This is a genomic window from Collinsella aerofaciens (assembly GCF_015670745.1).
Lineage (GTDB): Bacteria > Actinomycetota > Coriobacteriia > Coriobacteriales > Coriobacteriaceae > Collinsella > Collinsella aerofaciens_T.
Genome location: NZ_JADPCH010000011.1, coordinates 61,123 through 77,380 on the forward strand (window position 1 = coordinate 61,123; position 16,258 = coordinate 77,380).

Here is a 16,258-nt window from a genome sequence, read left to right on the forward strand (position 1 = left end):
GTTTTGTTTTATGTCGCCAAATCCGCCGGCAGTTCCAACCGCCCAACTAGCCAAAAGCCGACCATCTACTTGCCGATCTATCCATCGGCATAACCAATCAGTCCGCACCGCAACTTCTCAGCAAAACGCCGCGATGTCTGCGCCCTGCGGTATCCTTGAGCCACTTGCACCTGCAGCACCAAGGAGCCGCCATGCGCACCGAGCTCGATGTCCCCTTTTCGCACAAAGAAGAAGCCAAGGCGCTGGGCGCCAAATGGGACCGGACCAAGAAGATCTGGTATGTACCCAGCGGCGTCAACCCCGAGCCTTTTGCCGAGTGGCTGCCCGGTGTTGACCGATCCGACCCCTCAGCGCCGTATATATATCTAGTACTGGGCAAGCGCGAGTGCTGGAAGTGTCACAAAGAGACCTCGGTCGCGGCCTTCGGCATTCCCTATCGAACCGATAACGACGAGAGCATCGCCATCGCGCACGCGCCCAACGAAGCCGGGCACATTGCCATCGACACGGCCAACGCCAACGCACTCGCCATCGTGCCCGCTCTTGGCTGCGTGCCGGGCGAGATCCGCGACTACCTTCATAAGCGCTGCGGCTACAAGCCCGTAGGCGCGCGAGCCTCCAAAGCCCCGTCGCTCGGCAACACGTGCACCAGTTGCGACGCGCTGCAAGGCAGCAGCTATCTGTTCGAGGAGCCCTCGTCCCCGTTTGCCCTCACCGCCATCAACAAGCTGCCGGCACTGGAGTTTGTGCGCGTCGAAGTTGCCGGCGTCTTTGGCGTCCCGGCCGCGCGTACCGACTTTGACCAGGCGCTCTTTACCTGGGCACGCGACCATCACGCCGAGTTCCACAAGCAGCTCGGTGAGGGGATTTATTTGTAGAGGCAAAAGACACTCACAGCCAACTCCTCCGCATCACCTATCCCTCGTCGCCGGCGTCGTACACGATATCGAGGCCACAAACAGGGCATTTCTCCGGATACACCGGCATATGAACGCCTGTCCGTTTTCTCACTTCGTCGCTGAGTCTGTCGCGCGCATCGATGAACCGAATGTCGAGACACGGTATTTGCGAGCCGCAGCAAGGGCAGGTGACGACAAACGACCCGCAATCAACCTCTACGCTCGGAAACATATTGTTGTCTATAAGGGCACACGGCAGTTTTCCGTACTTCCCCATCGCAATATCGCCTCGCCAGCTCATACACGCTCCCCTCTCGCTATACAAATCAGGAAGAGCATGCATCGGCGGGTGGGCGCGATATTGCATCGCCACGCGATCCGATCAAACAACACGATTGTCAAAGAATGCCAAAGCCAAATACGCTAATACGGCAGAAGCCCCGCCTTTTCACGCTTCTTTTCCGAGCGATCGAACTCAATGCGATGGGCCTCAAGAAACACCGTATTGGGTCGCCACTGACGCTCATTCGGCTGCCTTAGCGTCGCACCCGCAAAGGAAACGTAGTCGGTCTTATCCAGCAGGTACGATCCGCACAGCCGATATTCGCCGCAAACAGGCTCAAACGAAATCAGGTGAGCATCAAATAGGGAATGAAGATCGCGCCGAAGCAGAATGCCGTTGCTGGCAACCTGCGATTTGGGTCCCGAGTAATTCTCGATATGTGCAGCCTCCAGAGCTTCGCTGACGCCGCAGTCCGACACCGCGCAACGGCCATCATAGGCGGCAACGAGCTGCTTGCGGAACCATTGCTGCCCCAATCGCTCGCGCCTTAACGCATAGCGGACCTTTTCGTCGTCGGTCGTACCCTGTCCGGCAAACTCAATATCGACGGGCATGTGCTTCAGATAGCTCATGTCGGGCGCAAAACGAGGGTCCGGTCCGCCTTTATGAACAGGACCGTGCAGAACAAACCATCCGTTTTCGGGCTCGAACCGTTCAACAAACGCAAGACCGAGCACCTTGTAGCCCACCTCGGTTGCAAATATGACTCCGACTGGAACGCCACATTCCATGCAGTTGAGCATTTTACGGTTGTAATTCTGGTCTCGAAAACCAACGGTACCCGGCGCTTGAACCGAGTACTTAATGACCCACGTACCATCGTCCAAATAGAGCGGAGGCACATCGGTGTAGAAGCTCTTTTTAGAGTTATGGACCGAAAGCGCAAAGATCTTATTGGGATCTTGCTTCACCCGATCCTGGCCCGGCCAGAAGATCCCTGAATCCCGCGTTACGGGAAAGAAGTCCGAGCCAATTCTCAAACGATACTGATACTGAGGGCTATCTTCCTTGGTGTGGTGCGGAAGGCTGGTCCAAACGCCGCCGCGCTGTTCCTCACCCAGAAACCACTCCCATGCCTCAACGTATTCGGAAGGCACGAGACTGCAGGCGCGGTCATAGCTTGGTCCATCCATCAACGGAACAGCAAGGTCAATGTCGTTCATCGCCAGCACCTACAACCATACGAACGCGAGTCATGCCCCTCAATAATATGGCCGAGAGTCAATTATTACGAGATCTCATTCCGCGATCGGCACATCGTTGATGCTCTCGGTTTGCCGCTGGCGCGCTTGTACCCCGCTACCCCACTCCCCTGTATACTGATGTAGCACGTGTTTCATCCGGGCTTGTTGGGCCGGATTGTTCATGGGAGGGTCTTATGATTGCTTCGAATCCGCCTAAGGGGAGCGTTTCTTCTTCGTCCATCAAGCCGGTTACGCGCAAGGCCGTGCGCTGCCAGCGCGAGGTCGCTTGGCTTGTCACGCAGGCGGCGGGCAGGCTTGTGGCGACCACTCAGGACGTCAATGCGCCTACACCGAGCTTTGTGTTAGCAGCGGCGCTGGATTTTGTGCGCCAATTGGAGCTTGCCGAACAGGATGCCAACGGCCACCTCGACTACCAGAATGTTATGGCGCCCGACCTGCAAACGTTCTGCCACATGGCCAAGTTGCCCGCCGCGCCCAATGCGCTTTCGGACGCAGGCTACATGTTTACGCTTTCGGGCGCGGACCTTATCCGCGACATCTATGCATACTGCAGCGAGCTCGCCGAGCGCCACGTCTTTGACGCGGCAGAAGTCAAACCGGGATATGTCATCAAGCTGGTTCTTAGGCTGTTCTTGATGGACGGGTTCGGGGCCATGCCGGCGTAAGCCGAGTCTTTAGCATCACCGTCGACTGAGCAACAACCGCTTTACCTTAGTGGGCGCCAATTGAGGGTCGATTATTGGGTCGCCTCGTCCACTAACGCATTTATTCCACGCGCTCTGACAGTCGATACTTGCGGTTGCGGCTCGTCGCCGGCGCCGTGGGCTCAAGCTCGCCTTGAGCAATGAGCGCGTTGACGCGCGACCTAACCTGGGAAATTGTAAGCCCCGTGCGTTCTGCCAGCTCACGCGTCCCCAGCTCGCCGTAGTGTTTGAGTGCCGTCACAATTAAGCCCCCGCCATGATCGACCGGCTCGATCTTTGAACGGTAAAGTACGACCTTGAACCGATCGAACCCCGGGCAGAACAGGGGCTCGGCCAGACCATGCGCGCGCATGGCATCGATCATCATCGGGATGCCCGAGCCATTGCCCTCAGCCGGCGAACCTGCGCCATCCGGCAGCGGGACAATCGACATGAGTTTCACGAGCGTCGCGTTACGGCATCGGGAGCTGCCGTCAAACAAGTTCTCGCGAGTCTTTCCCCCGTAAAGGCCGCCAGGATTCGTCACCTCGACACGATCGTCAAAGACGTCGACGGCAATCGATTGTCCACAGAACCGATCCCCGTATTCTCGATGGATTACGGCGTTGGCGATTGCCTCGCGCAGAACCTCCTCGGGAATCTCAAGCGAGTCGACACGCGAGACGCCTTGGACGGTCGAGGTTCGCCGCAAATTCTTGGCGACGGCTGCGACGGCATCCGAGATCATCTCGCCCAACGTTCCCTCACAGATTGTGCGGTCCATGAACCTCAGCGACCCCGCCATGCCCTTCTGAGTTCCCGCATGGACAGCCACGTCAATGAAGAGCTTGGGATAGAACTGCTGAGGGTAGGTGCCCACAACTAGGAGTCCAGCCTTGGTGGCATTGCCCTGGGAATCAAGGATATTTAGGCGCTCCAGCTTCGTTTGTTTGTCCGGCGCGCCGCGCATTGCCCGGGGCGTCAACGAGAAAGCCCGATCTATCGTACGGTCGACCAGCGTCTCGTCGAGATTGTCCGCGCCCGCACCCGCCACAGCGTCGCGATCGCTCGGAGTCGCTCGACCGTATGACGCCAATGCGAGCACCTCAGTCGATGAAAGCGGCACATCTTTGTCATCGATGCGCTTGTAGCTGCCGCCCTGGGCGCCCCGCTCTATGACATAGCAGGGCTTGCTCGACGGATCGAGCTCCTCAATCGTAATGACGAGAACGATGACGCCCTGAAGCTCCACTCGTTCGATCGTGTATTTAGGCGGATTGGCCAGCTTTCCTCGACCGCCCGCATCACCCATGCCTGACACAAATTGGTTGAGCACTTTCTCGGTCTCGAAGTTCTCAACCGGGACAAAACCTGCGCGCTCACTCACTCCGAGCACGATGATTCCGCCGGCAGTGTTCGCGAATGCGCTCACCGTTTCCCATACGTCGCGGGAAAGCGTCGTGGCGCTCTCCTTCACTTCGACGTTAAGATCATCCGAGCCCATACGCCTTAAAGACTCAAGCAGACCGGTCAGCTCGTTTTCGTTCATCTGCACGTCCTTTCGCTCGGTCCTGCGGAGAATGCCGCGGATAGATTTCCCTCGTCTCTCAGTTATCTCTCGTAATTATCTCTCATTTATCTCTCTATCTCTCGGCTTAGAGATAAGAGATAGATAGAGATGGAATGTCTACCATTTGCTTCATTTATACATATTTTTGCTGGTAGAACAATCGGTATTGAGACAATACCATGATTACCTGTCTCTTTGCTGCTCAGTTATCTCTCATATTTTTCTCTCATCTTCCTGTCATCTCTCATATTAGAGACGAATGAGAGACGAGAGATACGCGAGTGATGGACGAGCGAGGATTTTCGGACGGTCGGATATCGAGAGTGTCCAATTTTCCACGCTCGCGCGGCGGTCACGCGGGGCCTTTACCCATTCCGCCGGCATCGTCTTCAGTTCGCCGCAGAGCCGCGGCCCCATATGGGTATACTCTCGAGGATTCGACTCGATTCGCCCCCGCTGGGGCGTCAAAGGAGACTGCACATGTCCACCACCCCAACCGACCCGCGCGCCGCTGCCGCCGCACTGCTGGCGCCCGGCACTACCTGCCACGGCTTTGCCGTCGAGCGCTGCGAGACCGTGCCCGAGCTCGACTCGGACGCCTACGTGCTGCGCCACACCGCCTCGGGCGCTCGCCTGCTGTACCTGGCGTGCGATGACGAAAACAAGGCCTTTGCCATTGGCTTTAAGACGCCGCCGGCCGATTCCACCGGCGTGTTCCATATTCTTGAGCACTCGGTGCTGTGCGGATCGGCCAAGTTTCCCGTCAAGGAGCCGTTTGTCGACCTGATCAAGAGCTCCATGCAGACGTTCCTCAACGCCATGACCTACCCCGACAAGACCATCTACCCCGTTGCCACCACCAACGAGCAGGATCTGTACAACCTGATGGACGTGTACCTGGACGCGGTGTTCAACCCGGCCATCTATACCAAGCCCACCATTTTTGAGCAGGAGGGCTGGCACTACGAGCTGGACTTGCCGGAGGGAGCCGAGGGCGACGGCAGCGCCGCGAGCCTGCGCGAGGGCACGCTGCGCTATAACGGCGTGGTGTTCAACGAGATGAAGGGCGCGCTGTCCGACCCCATGAGCGTGCTGGACGACGCCGTCAACGCCGCGCTCTATCCCGACACCACCTATGCGCACGAGAGTGGCGGCGACCCGCGCGCGATTCCCGCGCTCACCTACGAGCAGTTCCTGGACACGCACGCGCGCCACTACAATCCTTCCAACTCCTACATCACGCTCTATGGCGACCTAGACGCGGACCGCGCGCTGGCCTTTTTGGACGAGCGCTATCTGTCGCAGCCGAGCGCCGCGAGCCGGCGCATGGATGCAGCCGTTGCCGCCGGCGAGGACCCGTCCACGCTGGCACCCAATCCGCTGGGCGTGCAGGCACCCGTGACCTGCGAGTACAAGCGCGTCGAGATGGCCACTACACCCGAGAACGCCCTGGTGGGCCTGGGCCTGGTGCTGGGCAGCGCGCTCGACCGCAAACGCACGATCGCGGCGGATATCCTGTTCGAGGCACTGCTGGGCTCCAACGAAGCACCGGTTAAGAAGGCCATTCTGGCCGCCGGCCTGGGCGGCAACGTGGTGAGCTACACCGCGGCCGAGAGCCTGCAGCCCTACGAGCTCATCATGCTGCAAAACGCGCAGCCCGGCGTGGCGCGCGAGCTGCGCCGCGTGTTCCAGGACGCCTGCCGCGACCTATGCGAGCATGGCGTTCCGCGCGAGCGCCTGGAAGCCATCATCAGCAGCAACGAATACGACCTGCGCCAGCGCGACTACGGTATCGCCGACGGCGTGGCCATTGCGTGCGACGCGCTGAGCACGTGGCTCTACGATGACGACGCCGCGACGCTGGCGCTCAAGTACGGCCCGGTGTACGAGGAGCTGCGCGGCGACCTGGACGGCAGCTATTTTGAGGACCTGCTGCGCGAACTGGTGCTGCAGAACGATCACATGGCACTGGTCGAGCTGGTGCCGGTGGACGCCGCCGAGGGTTCGGAGGGTGCCGAGGCCGCCGAGCTGGCAGCCAAGCGCGATGCCATGACCGATGCCGAGCTGGCCGACGTGGTCGAGCGCACGGCCGCGCTGCGTGCCGCGCAGGAGGCGGAAGACACACCCGAGGCCAAGGCCACGCTGCCGCGCCTGCGCGTGTCCGACATTGGCGAGGCGCGCCCCGAGCCGCCACTGGTCGTGGACACGACCGCGCCCATCCCCTGCCTGCGCCACGGCATCCCCACCAGCCGTCTGGCCTACGCCATGCAGTATTTCGACCTGAGCTGCGTCGCGTTTGAGGACCTGCCCTATGTGACACTGCTCTGCCGCCTGCTTAAGCAGCTGCCCACGCGCGAGCACTCGGCCGAGGAACTCGATAACTTGCTCGCCGGCAAGCTCGGCTTTTTGAGCTTTACGACCGAAGTCATGACGCAGCCCGAAGTAGACGGCGTGCGCCCCTACCTGCTGGTGAGCGCCGGCGCCCTGTCCGAGAAGATCGATGCACTGGCGAATCTGCCGCGCGAGGTATGGTCGAGCACGCTTTTGGCAGACGCCGACGCCGACCGCATGCGCGACGTGCTCACGCAGATTCGCATTGGGCTTGAGCAGGGCTTTATCAACAACGGCCACTCGGCGGCGCTCGGTCGCGCGATGAGCTACAGCTCGCCTTCGGCCGTGGTGCGCGAGCAGCTTTCGGGCGTTGATTTCTATCTGTTCCTGCGCGATCTGCTCGACCACTTTGACGAGCGCCTGGACGGCCTGCGCGCCAAGCTTACCGAGCTGGCGGGCCGCATCTTTGTGGCCGACGGCTGCATGGCGAGCTTTACCGGCAGCGACGAGGACTTTGACGCGTACTGGGATGCCGCGGGCGACCTGGGGCTGGACGCTGGCGACGGCGCCGATGCCGGCCGCGACGCGCTCGTGGTGCCGGCGCCGTGCGACCGCCACGAGGCTTTTGTCATCCCCAGCGACATCTGTTTTGCCGCGCGTGCGTGCGATCCGCGTCGCCTGGGCATTGACGTGACGGGCGCCTGGGCGGTTGCCGCCAACGCGCTCTCCTACGACTACCTGTGGAACGAGATCCGCGTGAAGGGTGGTGCGTACGGCTGCGGATTCCGCGCGGCCGGCGAGCGTCAGGCGGCGTTCTACACCTACCGCGACCCGGCAATCGACCCCTCGATTGAGCGCGTGGCGCGCGCAGGCGAATGGCTCGGCAGCTTTGAGCCCGACGAGGCCGCCTTTGAGGGCTTTATCGTGAGCTGCGTGAGCGGCATGGACGCGCCGGTGAAGCCGTACGCGCTCACCAAGCGCCGCAACACGACCTACCTGGCCGGGCTCGATCCACATGCACGCGAGGAGCGCCGCGCCCAGATGCTCGCCGCCACGCCCGGTGAGCTTCGCTCGCTCGGTGCCGACGTGACGCGCATTGCGGCCGAATCGCCAACCTGTGTTTTTGGCGGCCGAGACGTCATCGCCAAGAGCAACGCCGGCTTTAACGTCGTCAACCTGTTGGGCTAACGCACTAAAGGTAGATTTTTGGGACATGCCCGAAAATCTACCTTTTTTCTGCGGCATGAGCGGGGCGGCGCAGCCCACCGCGGCGGTTTGTCTCAATCTGTAACATCTAGACGGCAATATCGGCTCCAGATGTTACAGATCGAGACGTTTCCAGACGACGCCGACCTTTTGTCTCAATCTGTAACAACTAGGTCCAATTTTGCCGAGTTACTGTTACAGATCGAGACAAACCGCCGCAGACGCCCATCACAGCACAGATAAAACCCGCCAAAATAAACCTGTCCCTTTTTGGCAAGTTTGCTAGAGGAGGTTGGGATGGACAAGGCTGAGTTGCGGCGGGCGGTGATTGCTCGGCGTGATGCTCTTGATTTGGACTTGCGGGCAGCGAAGTCTGCCGTTATCTGCGCGCGGCTTGTTGAGCTGTTGGATCGCTTGGATGCCGCGGCGCCGCACACCGTTGCCGTCTATGCCGCGATGGGTTCCGAAGTCAATCCTGCCGCGTTTGCCGCGGCGGCCGCCAAACGCGACTGGCGCGTGGCCTATCCGTGCATGCTCTCGGCAGCCGAAGCCACAGCTTGTGGCCAGCGCATATGCATGCGGGCAGTTGCTGTCGACGATGCGTCCGCGGCTCCGTTTATCGCCCACCCCACGCGGGCCTTCACGGCCATGGACATCGACAGCGATCGCTTCCCTATCGTGCCTGCCGATGTTCTCGACATGATTATCGTGCCGCTCGTGGCCTTCGACCAAACCGGCGCGCGCCTGGGCTACGGCGGCGGTTGCTACGACCGCTACCTACCCACGCTTTCGGCCACATGTCAGATCATCGGCATCGCCTTTGACGAACAGCGCGTCGGCCACGTTCCCACCGACGCCCACGACCTGCCGCTGCCCCACATCGTCAGCGCCTAACCGCCGTCACATCAGCCACGGCCACAGTCGCAGCCTAGTGCTCCTCGCCGGCGCGGGCCAGGTCGTAGGGCGTGGTCTGGTAGACGTAGTAGTTGAGCCAGTTGGTGTAGAACAGCTGAGCCTGGCTGCGCCAGACGTTACGCGGCTCGGCGGTGGGGTCGTCACCTGGGAAGTAATGCGCCGGCACCTGGGGGTTGAGCCCGCGCTTCACGTCGCGCTCGTACTCCAAGCGCAACGTGTCGGTATCGTACTCGGGATGGCCAAAGACAAAGAAGCGGCGGCTGTCGGTCGACTTGACGATGTACAAGCCCACCTCGTCGGACACGGCCACGACCTCAAGCTGCGGCTCGGCCTCCACGTCCTCGCGGCGCACATCGGTGTTGCGCGAATGCACGGCATAGAAACGGTCGTCGAAGCCGCGGACCAGCGGGCTTTGCGGCTTCACCAGATAATGCTCGAACACACCGCTCGCCTTTGCCGGCAGGTCGTACTTCTGGATACCGTAATGATGGTACAGGCCAGCCTGCGCGCCCCAACAAATGTGCAGCGTAGAGTGCACGTGCGTGGTGGACCAATCCATGATCTGGCAGAGCTCGGGCCAGTAGTCGACCTCTTCGAACGGCATCTGCTCCACCGGCGCGCCCGTGATGATCAGGCCGTCGTAGTGGATGTCGCGGATGTCGTCGAACGTGCGGTAGAACGTCTCCAAGTGGCCGGCGCTCACGTGCGTGGCCTCGTGCGTCTTGGTGCGCAGCAGGTCCACCTCCACCTGCAGCGGCGTGTTGGAGAGCTTGCGCATGATCTGCGTCTCGGTGGCAATCTTGGTGGGCATGAGGTTGAGGATGAGCACGCGCAGTGGACGGATGTCCTGGTGCAGCGCGCGGTACTCGGTCATGACAAAGATGTTCTCGCTCTCGAGCTGCGCGGCGGCAGGGAGGGCGTCGGGGATGCGAATGGGCATGGATGCTCCTTACGAGTCAGTTGCAGCTATGGTACAACGACCGGCCCCATCCGCGCGAGCACATCGCCCAGCGATGCCGTCAGCGGCCCAAATCACTCCAAAAGTAGAGATTAAGGCATGTCCAAAAATCTACGGCGCTTTAGCCTAGCAAAGTGGCAGCAGGACGCTACAATGGTTCGACGCGAAAAACTCGGCCGAAAGGATACGTATATGTACCAGACGCGTAAGATCGGTGTGGTCGGCCAGGGCCACGTAGGAGCACATGTCGCCAACAGCCTGCTCATGCAGGGCATTGCCGATGAGCTGTACCTGTGCGATATCAACGAGGCCAAAGTGACGTCCGAGGTCCAGGACCTGCGCGACTCCCTTTCGTTTGTCCCGTACAACACCAAGATCGTCAACTGCTACGACCACTACGAGGAGCTTGCCTGCTGCGACGTCATCGTCAACGCTGCCGGCAAGGTCGCGCTGGCCGCCGGCAACCGCGACGGCGAGCTGTTCTTTACCACCGACGCCGCCCGCTCCTTTGCCAAGCGCATCGTCGACGCCGGCTTTGACGGCATCTTCGTGAGCATCTCCAACCCCTGCGACGTCGTGTGCACCGAGCTGTGGCACCTGACCGGCTACGATCCCAAGAAGATCATCGGCTCGGGCTGCGGTCTGGACTCCGCCCGCTTGCGCACCGAGATCTCCAAGAAGGTCGGCGTGAGCCCCAAGTCCATCGACGCCTACATGATCGGCGAGCACGGCTTTAGCCAGCTTGCTGCCTTTAAGGCCGCAACCATCGCTGGCAAAAACCTCAACGAGCTTCAGGCCGAGAACCCCGACAAGTACGCCTTCGACCACATGGAGGTCGAGGAGCTTGCACGCAAGGGCGGCTATGTGACCTACCAGGGCAAGCAGTGCACCGAGTACGCCGTTGCCAACTCCGCCGCGCGCGTCTGCGCCGCCGTGCTGCACAACGAGCACGCCGTGCTTTCGGCCTCTACGCTTATGACCGGCCAGTATGGCGAGGAGGGTATCTTTACCTCCCTGCCGTGCGTGATCGGTGCCGAGGGCGTCGAGGAGGTCTACACACTCGACCTTTCCGAGCACGAGCTCGAGGGCTTCCACAAGAGCTGCCAGCACATCCGAGACAACATCGCCCAGCTCGACTGGTGGGACGCCGAGGCCCACGACGCGAAGTAGGCCGCCGCTTGACGCGACACCTCGCTCATACGGACGCTATGCAAAGCGGGCCGCGCCGGAAATCCCCGGCACGGCCCGCTTTTTGGCTCATGCGACACGCTCGCGAATCGAAGGTGAATGCTTTTCGACAGATGGAACAGGGCGCTTTAATCCTCAAACCACGCGATTGCGCGAATGGGCGAGCCGTCGCAATCCTCGATTTTGAGCGGTGCGCAGCTAAACCAGAACAGATCGTCGCCGCAACAGTCCAGGTCCTTAAGATTCTCGATGTTGACGATATCGCATGCGCGGAACAACTTCTTGTGGCGCGTCAGGTTTTCGTCCGCGATGGGGTCGAGTCCAATTACATCAAAGCCGATGCCCTTGTAGCCGCCGTCGATGATCAGGTCCAACACCTCATCGTCCACGCAAGGATAGTCGCCAAAGTACGCCTCGGTTCCCCAACGCTTATCCCAACCCAAGTTGAACAGCAAAAACTCGGCTTGAGTCACCTTATCGCCATAGGGACGGAGCTGCTCCACAGTAATGGCCTCACCCTCGGCGAGCATGCGGCAATCGACAACCAATGCCCTGCCTATAAACTGGCTTGCCGGAAACGCATCGAGCGTCTTGCGGTCGGCAAACAGATGCGCCGGTGGATCCATATGCGTCCCCGTATGGGTGTACATCTGCATGAGCGTCTCTTTAAATCCGTCGTGCTCGTAGGTGCTCGCCGGCAGCAGCTTGGGTGTATCGGCTCCGGGAAATACCGGCATGTCTTCCCTAATAGTGTGAGTCAAATCAAGCACGCGCATGTTCAATCCCCATTTCTTTCTTGGCAAAGCAAAACGGGGCCCGCACTTGGCGGAAGCCCCGTCGTGAGAGGTTATTCCCGGTACCTAGTACTGCTCGATGCCCATGTAGCGACGAATCTCGGGGCTGTGGTCGAAGACCTTGCCGCGGGCGGCGCGCAGCTCGCAGCTCATGTTGTAGAAGAAGATCGGCTCCAGGAACGAACGCACGCTGGCAGGCACTTCGCCCACGCCGTACTCAAGCGCATCGAGCACCATGACTGTATCGGTGTGCGTGTTGAGGAACGCAAGAGCGCGCTCCTCCATGGGGCGGCACTCGCCCGCGCCAAGCTGCACAAAGTAGAACACGCCGGGCTCGGTGGCTTCGAACGGGCCGTGGAAGTACTCGCCGGAGTGGATGTAGCAGCAGTGCTGCCACTGCATCTCCATGAGCGAGCAAATTGCCATGGCGTAGGTCTGGCTAAAGTTGGGGCCAGAGCCCAGGATATAAAAGAACTTGTGCTGCTGGCAGAGCTCGGCAAAGCGGGCGCCCAGCTCGGCGTTGACCTTCTCGCGGGCGACGGGCAGCAGCGCATCCATCTGCTTGAGGCCCTCGTACATATCGGCGAGTGCCTCGTAGCCTTCCTGCTGGTCGAGCAGCTCGGCGGCGATCAGAGCGCCGATACCCTGCGGGACCTCGGCCTGTGGCACGCCCTCGCCCCAGGGGTAGACCCAGGTGGTCCACTTGCCGTTGTCGATCTTGGAGCCCTCGCAGTCGGTGAGGGCGACGACCTCGGCACCGGCGGCCAGCGCCATCTCGCAGCCGTCGACGACCTCCTGCGTGTTGCCGCTGTGGCTGCAGGCAATAACGAGCGACTTCTCGCCAAGGCTCTTGGGGGCCATCAGGCAAAACTCGCGTGCCGTGTAGACCGTCGAGGTAAACGTGGTGGCCTCGCGCTTGAGCAGCTCGTTGGCCGGCATCAGGTCGATCATCGAACCGCCACAGGCGATCCAAAAGACGTTCTCAATCTTGCCCTTGCGCTCGATGATTTCCTGAATCAGATCGCGTGCGTTCATCCTGATGTTCCTCCTTGTGTGGCGGCTTTGAACGACGACAGCTCGTACCTGCGGTCGTTCTATGTTGTCCTATTTATAGCACGCACGACGATGCACGTGAAGTCATTTCACCAAATTTGTTCTATGTTGTTCTATCTATGGACGTTAGATGTCGAACACGTAGCGCGAGCCCACGATCTTTTGGCGTCCGAGCAGCAGGGGCCGCCCGTCCGCATCGGTAAAGTATGCCTCCATATAGAAGAGCGGCTCGCCGACCGGCACCTCCAGCAGCGGGGCCGCCTGAGCATCGGCAAGCGCAATCTCCACCGTACAGGGGTCTGACTTGAGCGGCGCACGGCCCGAATGCTCGGCAACGAGCGCAAAGATGGAATTGTCCGTGAGGTCCTTGTCGGCAAGCGTCTGCAGATAGGGATGGTCGGCCAGCACAAAGGCGTTGTTCTCGAGCATGACGGGGATGCCGTCGGCTGTGCGCACGCGCTCGACCACGATGAGCTCGCAGCCGGGTTCCACCCCAAAAAACGCCGCGTCCTCGCGCGTCGCCGCAACCACCGTGCGCGACACCAGACGTGCTCCGGCCACCATGTCGTTGGCGGCGCAACCCTCGGAAAAGCTCTGAACGTCACCCTTCTGGACAATCTTGCGTTTGAGCTTGGGCGCACACACAAACGTGCCCCTCCCCTGCTGGCGGTTGAGATACCCCGCGCGCGACAGCTCCTCGACGGCGCGGCGCACGGTGATGCGTCCCACGCCGTAGTACTTCGCGAGCTCCATCTCGGAAGGAATGCGCGAGCCGGATGCGTACACGCCGCGCGCGATCTCGCCCTTTAGGTCGTCCATAACCTGCTGGTACAGCGGCACGGCGGATACCTCAGTGCGCTCGGTTTTATCGTCGGATGCCATCATTACGCTCCATCCCGTGCATGCTCGGACTCAAACTCTTCAATCGCCGCCATAAACTGCTCACCAAAGGCATCGGCCTTTTTCTCGCCAATACCGTTGACCTGGATAAGCTCGTCGCGTGTCTGAGGTCGTAGGCGGCACAGACCGCGCAGGGCCTTGTCGGAGAAGACCATGTACGGCGCCATCTCCAGCTCGGTCGAAATCTCCTTGCGCAGGGCACGCAGGCACTCGAACAGCTCGGCGTCGTCGCCCACGCGCGGTCGCTGATCCAGCTCGGCCTCCTCGCGCAGCAGATCCACCGCACGGCGGGCGCGGGCCGAGGCCTTGCGCTTGGACGCGCGACGCTTAACGGTAAAGGCAAACGCCTCGTCCTCGACCTCGCCGGCGCGCGGGCCTAGCCCCACGACCGGGTACTGCCCCTGCGAGGTAGCCAGATAACCGCGGCCGCACAGCTGGCCGATGATGTCCTTGATGCGCCCGACCGATTCGCTCGACAGCTCACCATGGCCGCGATCCTCGTCCAGATGCATCTGGCGAATGCGCTCGGTGTTGCCGCCGTGGAGCACGTCGGCGATGAGCGACTTGCCAAAGCGCATGGGACGCGTGGCCACATAGCGCACGGCGGCGCGGGCCATGTCGGTGACGTCCTCGACCTCGAACCGCGTGAGGCAATTGCTACAGTTGCCGCAGCCCTCGACGTCGTCCGTGGCGGTGCCGCCCGCACCAGCCGAAGCAGCATGCTCGGCCGCGGCCTCGTCGCCAAAGTAGCGCAACATATATTCGCGCAGGCAGCCGGTGGTATTGCAATAGCCCTCCATCTGGCTGAGCAGACGATATCGATTCTGGAGCGCCCACGCGCGCTGCTCGTCGTCAAGCGCCTCGTCGGCAGCGTCGCCGCGGTCGATCAGAAAGCGGCGCATGCGAAAATCGTTGCCATTCCACAGCAAATGGCAGCTGGCCGGGTCGCCATCGCGACCGGCGCGGCCCGCTTCCTGGTAGTAAGCCTCGATGCTCTCGGGCACGTTGTTGTGGATCACGTAGCGCACGTTGGGCTTGTCGATGCCCATGCCAAAGGCGTTGGTGGCAACCATCACCTGAATGTCGTCGTCGATAAAGGCGCGCTGGCTTTGGCGACGGGCGTCGTTGCCCATGCCGGCATGGTAGCGGCCAACGCGAATGCCGCTGGGGCCCAGTGCCTCGGCAAGCTCGCCTGCCAGCGCATCGACCGTCTTGCGGGTCGAGCAATACACGATGCCGCTCTCGCTCGAATGCGCGATCACGTAGTCACGCACCCACGCGGCCTTGGCCTTGTCGCCCATCTCCTCGCAGCCAAAGTAGAGGTTCTTGCGATCGAAGCCCGTCACCACCGTCGCGGGGTTTTGCAGGCCGAGCATCTGCTGAATATCCGCGCGCACGCGCTCGGTCGCCGTAGCGGTAAACGCCGCCACGATGGGGCGCTGCGGCAGGGAATCGATGAACTCACGAATCTGCAGATAGGCGGGGCGGAAATCCTGGCCCCATTGGCTCACGCAGTGGGCCTCGTCAATGGCCACGAGCGGCACGCCAATGCCGCCGTCCGCCGCGGCCTCCCGCGCAAAGGCCAAAAAACGCGGCTCGAGCAAGCGCTCGGGCGCCACGTACATAAGCTGGTAGCGGCCCTCGCGCGCCCGCTTGAGCACGGTGTTTTGCTGGGCCGGAGTAAGGCTGGAGTTGAGATAGCTGGGTCGCGCACCCGCCGCGAGCAACGCACGGGTCTGGTCCTCCATAAGCGACAGCAGCGGACTCACCACAAAGGTGATGCCGGGCAGCATGAGCGCGGGCACCTGGTAGCAAATGGACTTGCCGGCGCCCGTGGGCATAACACCCAGCGCATCACGACCGGCAAGGATCGCATCGACCATGCGGTCCTGTCCCGGGCGAAACGAGGTGTAGCCAAAATAGGCGCCGAGCGTGTCGAGCGCCATCTGCTGCATGTTATCGGTCATGGTTTCCTAACGTCCAAGTCATCTGCCGCCGATTATACGCCGCCACGCGGACAGCAGCACACGGCCGCCGCCCAGACTAGTCGTTTAAGAGCGTCCCCAATGACTAAGGAATGTCCCCAGATGCCGGCAGAGACGATATGAGCAGGACATAAAAACATTGAGAGCCCCTGCTGCATGAAAGACCGCGGATTAGGCCGACAATGGTGAGTGTCTAATCCAACCGTGGCGGCCACGCCGCATTCATGG

The 16,258-nt window shown here is 61.2% G+C and carries 12 protein-coding genes; 5 read left to right on the forward strand and 7 right to left on the reverse strand.

What is annotated here, in order from left to right; genetic code table 11:
• Nucleotides 1-191 precede the first annotated feature (191 nt).
• Nucleotides 192-878, forward strand: coding sequence for a DUF5710 domain-containing protein (locus I4W07_RS05545; protein WP_196025878.1), 687 nt, complete (start codon nucleotides 192-194; stop codon nucleotides 876-878).
• Between the two features lie 444 nt (nucleotides 879-1,322).
• Here the strand turns inward: I4W07_RS05545 and I4W07_RS05550 are convergent, their stop codons facing one another.
• On the reverse strand, nucleotides 1,323-2,405 hold the full coding sequence (locus I4W07_RS05550; protein ID WP_196025879.1) for an HNH endonuclease: 1,083 nt from the start codon (nucleotides 2,403-2,405) through the stop codon (nucleotides 1,323-1,325).
• Nucleotides 2,406-2,620: 215 nt separating this feature from the next.
• Here I4W07_RS05550 and I4W07_RS05555 point away from each other — a divergent pair, with 215 nt between their 5' ends.
• Nucleotides 2,621-3,112, forward strand: a complete 492-nt coding sequence (locus I4W07_RS05555) for a hypothetical protein (protein WP_196025880.1) — start codon at nucleotides 2,621-2,623, stop codon at nucleotides 3,110-3,112.
• 100 nt (nucleotides 3,113-3,212) lie between these two features.
• Here the strand turns inward: I4W07_RS05555 and I4W07_RS05560 are convergent, their stop codons facing one another.
• Complete coding sequence (locus I4W07_RS05560; RefSeq protein ID WP_196025881.1) at nucleotides 3,213-4,679, reverse strand: ATP-binding protein; 1,467 nt, start codon at nucleotides 4,677-4,679, stop codon at nucleotides 3,213-3,215.
• Nucleotides 4,680-5,180: 501 nt separating this feature from the next.
• Between I4W07_RS05560 and I4W07_RS05565 the strand changes: the two genes are divergently transcribed.
• Nucleotides 5,181-8,219, forward strand: a complete 3,039-nt coding sequence (locus I4W07_RS05565) for an insulinase family protein (protein ID WP_196025882.1) — start codon at nucleotides 5,181-5,183, stop codon at nucleotides 8,217-8,219.
• Between the two features lie 315 nt (nucleotides 8,220-8,534).
• Nucleotides 8,535-9,131, forward strand: a complete 597-nt coding sequence (locus I4W07_RS05570; protein ID WP_196025883.1) for a 5-formyltetrahydrofolate cyclo-ligase — start codon at nucleotides 8,535-8,537, stop codon at nucleotides 9,129-9,131.
• Nucleotides 9,132-9,165: 34 nt separating this feature from the next.
• Here the strand turns inward: I4W07_RS05570 and metA are convergent, their stop codons facing one another.
• Nucleotides 9,166-10,092, reverse strand: coding sequence for a homoserine O-acetyltransferase MetA (gene metA, locus I4W07_RS05575; protein ID WP_006235124.1), 927 nt, complete (start codon nucleotides 10,090-10,092; stop codon nucleotides 9,166-9,168).
• 210 nt (nucleotides 10,093-10,302) lie between these two features.
• On the opposite strand from metA, the gene I4W07_RS05580 reads away from it, so the two are divergent.
• The gene (locus I4W07_RS05580; RefSeq protein WP_196025884.1) at nucleotides 10,303-11,280 is read left to right on the forward strand and encodes an L-lactate dehydrogenase; all 978 of its coding nucleotides are present in this window, start codon (nucleotides 10,303-10,305) and stop codon (nucleotides 11,278-11,280) included.
• A gap of 146 nt (nucleotides 11,281-11,426) precedes the next feature.
• Here the strand turns inward: I4W07_RS05580 and I4W07_RS05585 are convergent, their stop codons facing one another.
• The 4 genes from I4W07_RS05585 to I4W07_RS05600 form a co-directional block, all read right to left on the reverse strand.
• Nucleotides 11,427-12,074, reverse strand: coding sequence for a cyclase family protein (locus I4W07_RS05585; RefSeq protein WP_055285255.1), 648 nt, complete (start codon nucleotides 12,072-12,074; stop codon nucleotides 11,427-11,429).
• An 84-nt stretch (nucleotides 12,075-12,158) separates the two neighbouring features.
• Nucleotides 12,159-13,127 carry an SIS domain-containing protein gene (locus tag I4W07_RS05590; RefSeq protein ID WP_196025885.1) on the reverse strand — a complete coding sequence of 323 codons (969 nt, stop codon included), beginning with the start codon at nucleotides 13,125-13,127 and terminating at the stop codon, nucleotides 12,159-12,161.
• A 144-nt stretch (nucleotides 13,128-13,271) separates the two neighbouring features.
• Nucleotides 13,272-14,027, reverse strand: a complete 756-nt coding sequence (locus I4W07_RS05595; RefSeq protein WP_196025886.1) for a GntR family transcriptional regulator — start codon at nucleotides 14,025-14,027, stop codon at nucleotides 13,272-13,274.
• 2 nt (nucleotides 14,028-14,029) lie between these two features.
• Nucleotides 14,030-16,012, reverse strand: coding sequence for a RecQ family ATP-dependent DNA helicase (locus I4W07_RS05600; RefSeq protein WP_196025887.1), 1,983 nt, complete (start codon nucleotides 16,010-16,012; stop codon nucleotides 14,030-14,032).
• Nucleotides 16,013-16,258: the final 246 nt, after the last annotated feature.

What these genes read in the sequence shown, in the direction of transcription:
- I4W07_RS05545 (WP_196025878.1), top strand. Translation starts at nt 192, where the DNA reads ATGCGCACCGAGCTCGATGTCCCCTTTTCGCACAAAGAAGAAGCCAAG.
- I4W07_RS05550 (WP_196025879.1), bottom strand. Translation starts at nt 2,405, where the DNA reads ATGAACGACATTGACCTTGCTGTTCCGTTGATGGATGGACCAAGCTAT.
- I4W07_RS05555 (WP_196025880.1), top strand. Translation starts at nt 2,621, where the DNA reads ATGATTGCTTCGAATCCGCCTAAGGGGAGCGTTTCTTCTTCGTCCATC.
- I4W07_RS05560 (WP_196025881.1), bottom strand. Translation starts at nt 4,679, where the DNA reads ATGAACGAAAACGAGCTGACCGGTCTGCTTGAGTCTTTAAGGCGTATG.
- I4W07_RS05565 (WP_196025882.1), top strand. Translation starts at nt 5,181, where the DNA reads ATGTCCACCACCCCAACCGACCCGCGCGCCGCTGCCGCCGCACTGCTG.
- I4W07_RS05570 (WP_196025883.1), top strand. Translation starts at nt 8,535, where the DNA reads ATGGACAAGGCTGAGTTGCGGCGGGCGGTGATTGCTCGGCGTGATGCT.
- metA (WP_006235124.1), bottom strand. Translation starts at nt 10,092, where the DNA reads ATGCCCATTCGCATCCCCGACGCCCTCCCTGCCGCCGCGCAGCTCGAG.
- I4W07_RS05580 (WP_196025884.1), top strand. Translation starts at nt 10,303, where the DNA reads ATGTACCAGACGCGTAAGATCGGTGTGGTCGGCCAGGGCCACGTAGGA.
- I4W07_RS05585 (WP_055285255.1), bottom strand. Translation starts at nt 12,074, where the DNA reads ATGCGCGTGCTTGATTTGACTCACACTATTAGGGAAGACATGCCGGTA.
- I4W07_RS05590 (WP_196025885.1), bottom strand. Translation starts at nt 13,127, where the DNA reads ATGAACGCACGCGATCTGATTCAGGAAATCATCGAGCGCAAGGGCAAG.
- I4W07_RS05595 (WP_196025886.1), bottom strand. Translation starts at nt 14,027, where the DNA reads ATGGCATCCGACGATAAAACCGAGCGCACTGAGGTATCCGCCGTGCCG.
- I4W07_RS05600 (WP_196025887.1), bottom strand. Translation starts at nt 16,012, where the DNA reads ATGACCGATAACATGCAGCAGATGGCGCTCGACACGCTCGGCGCCTAT.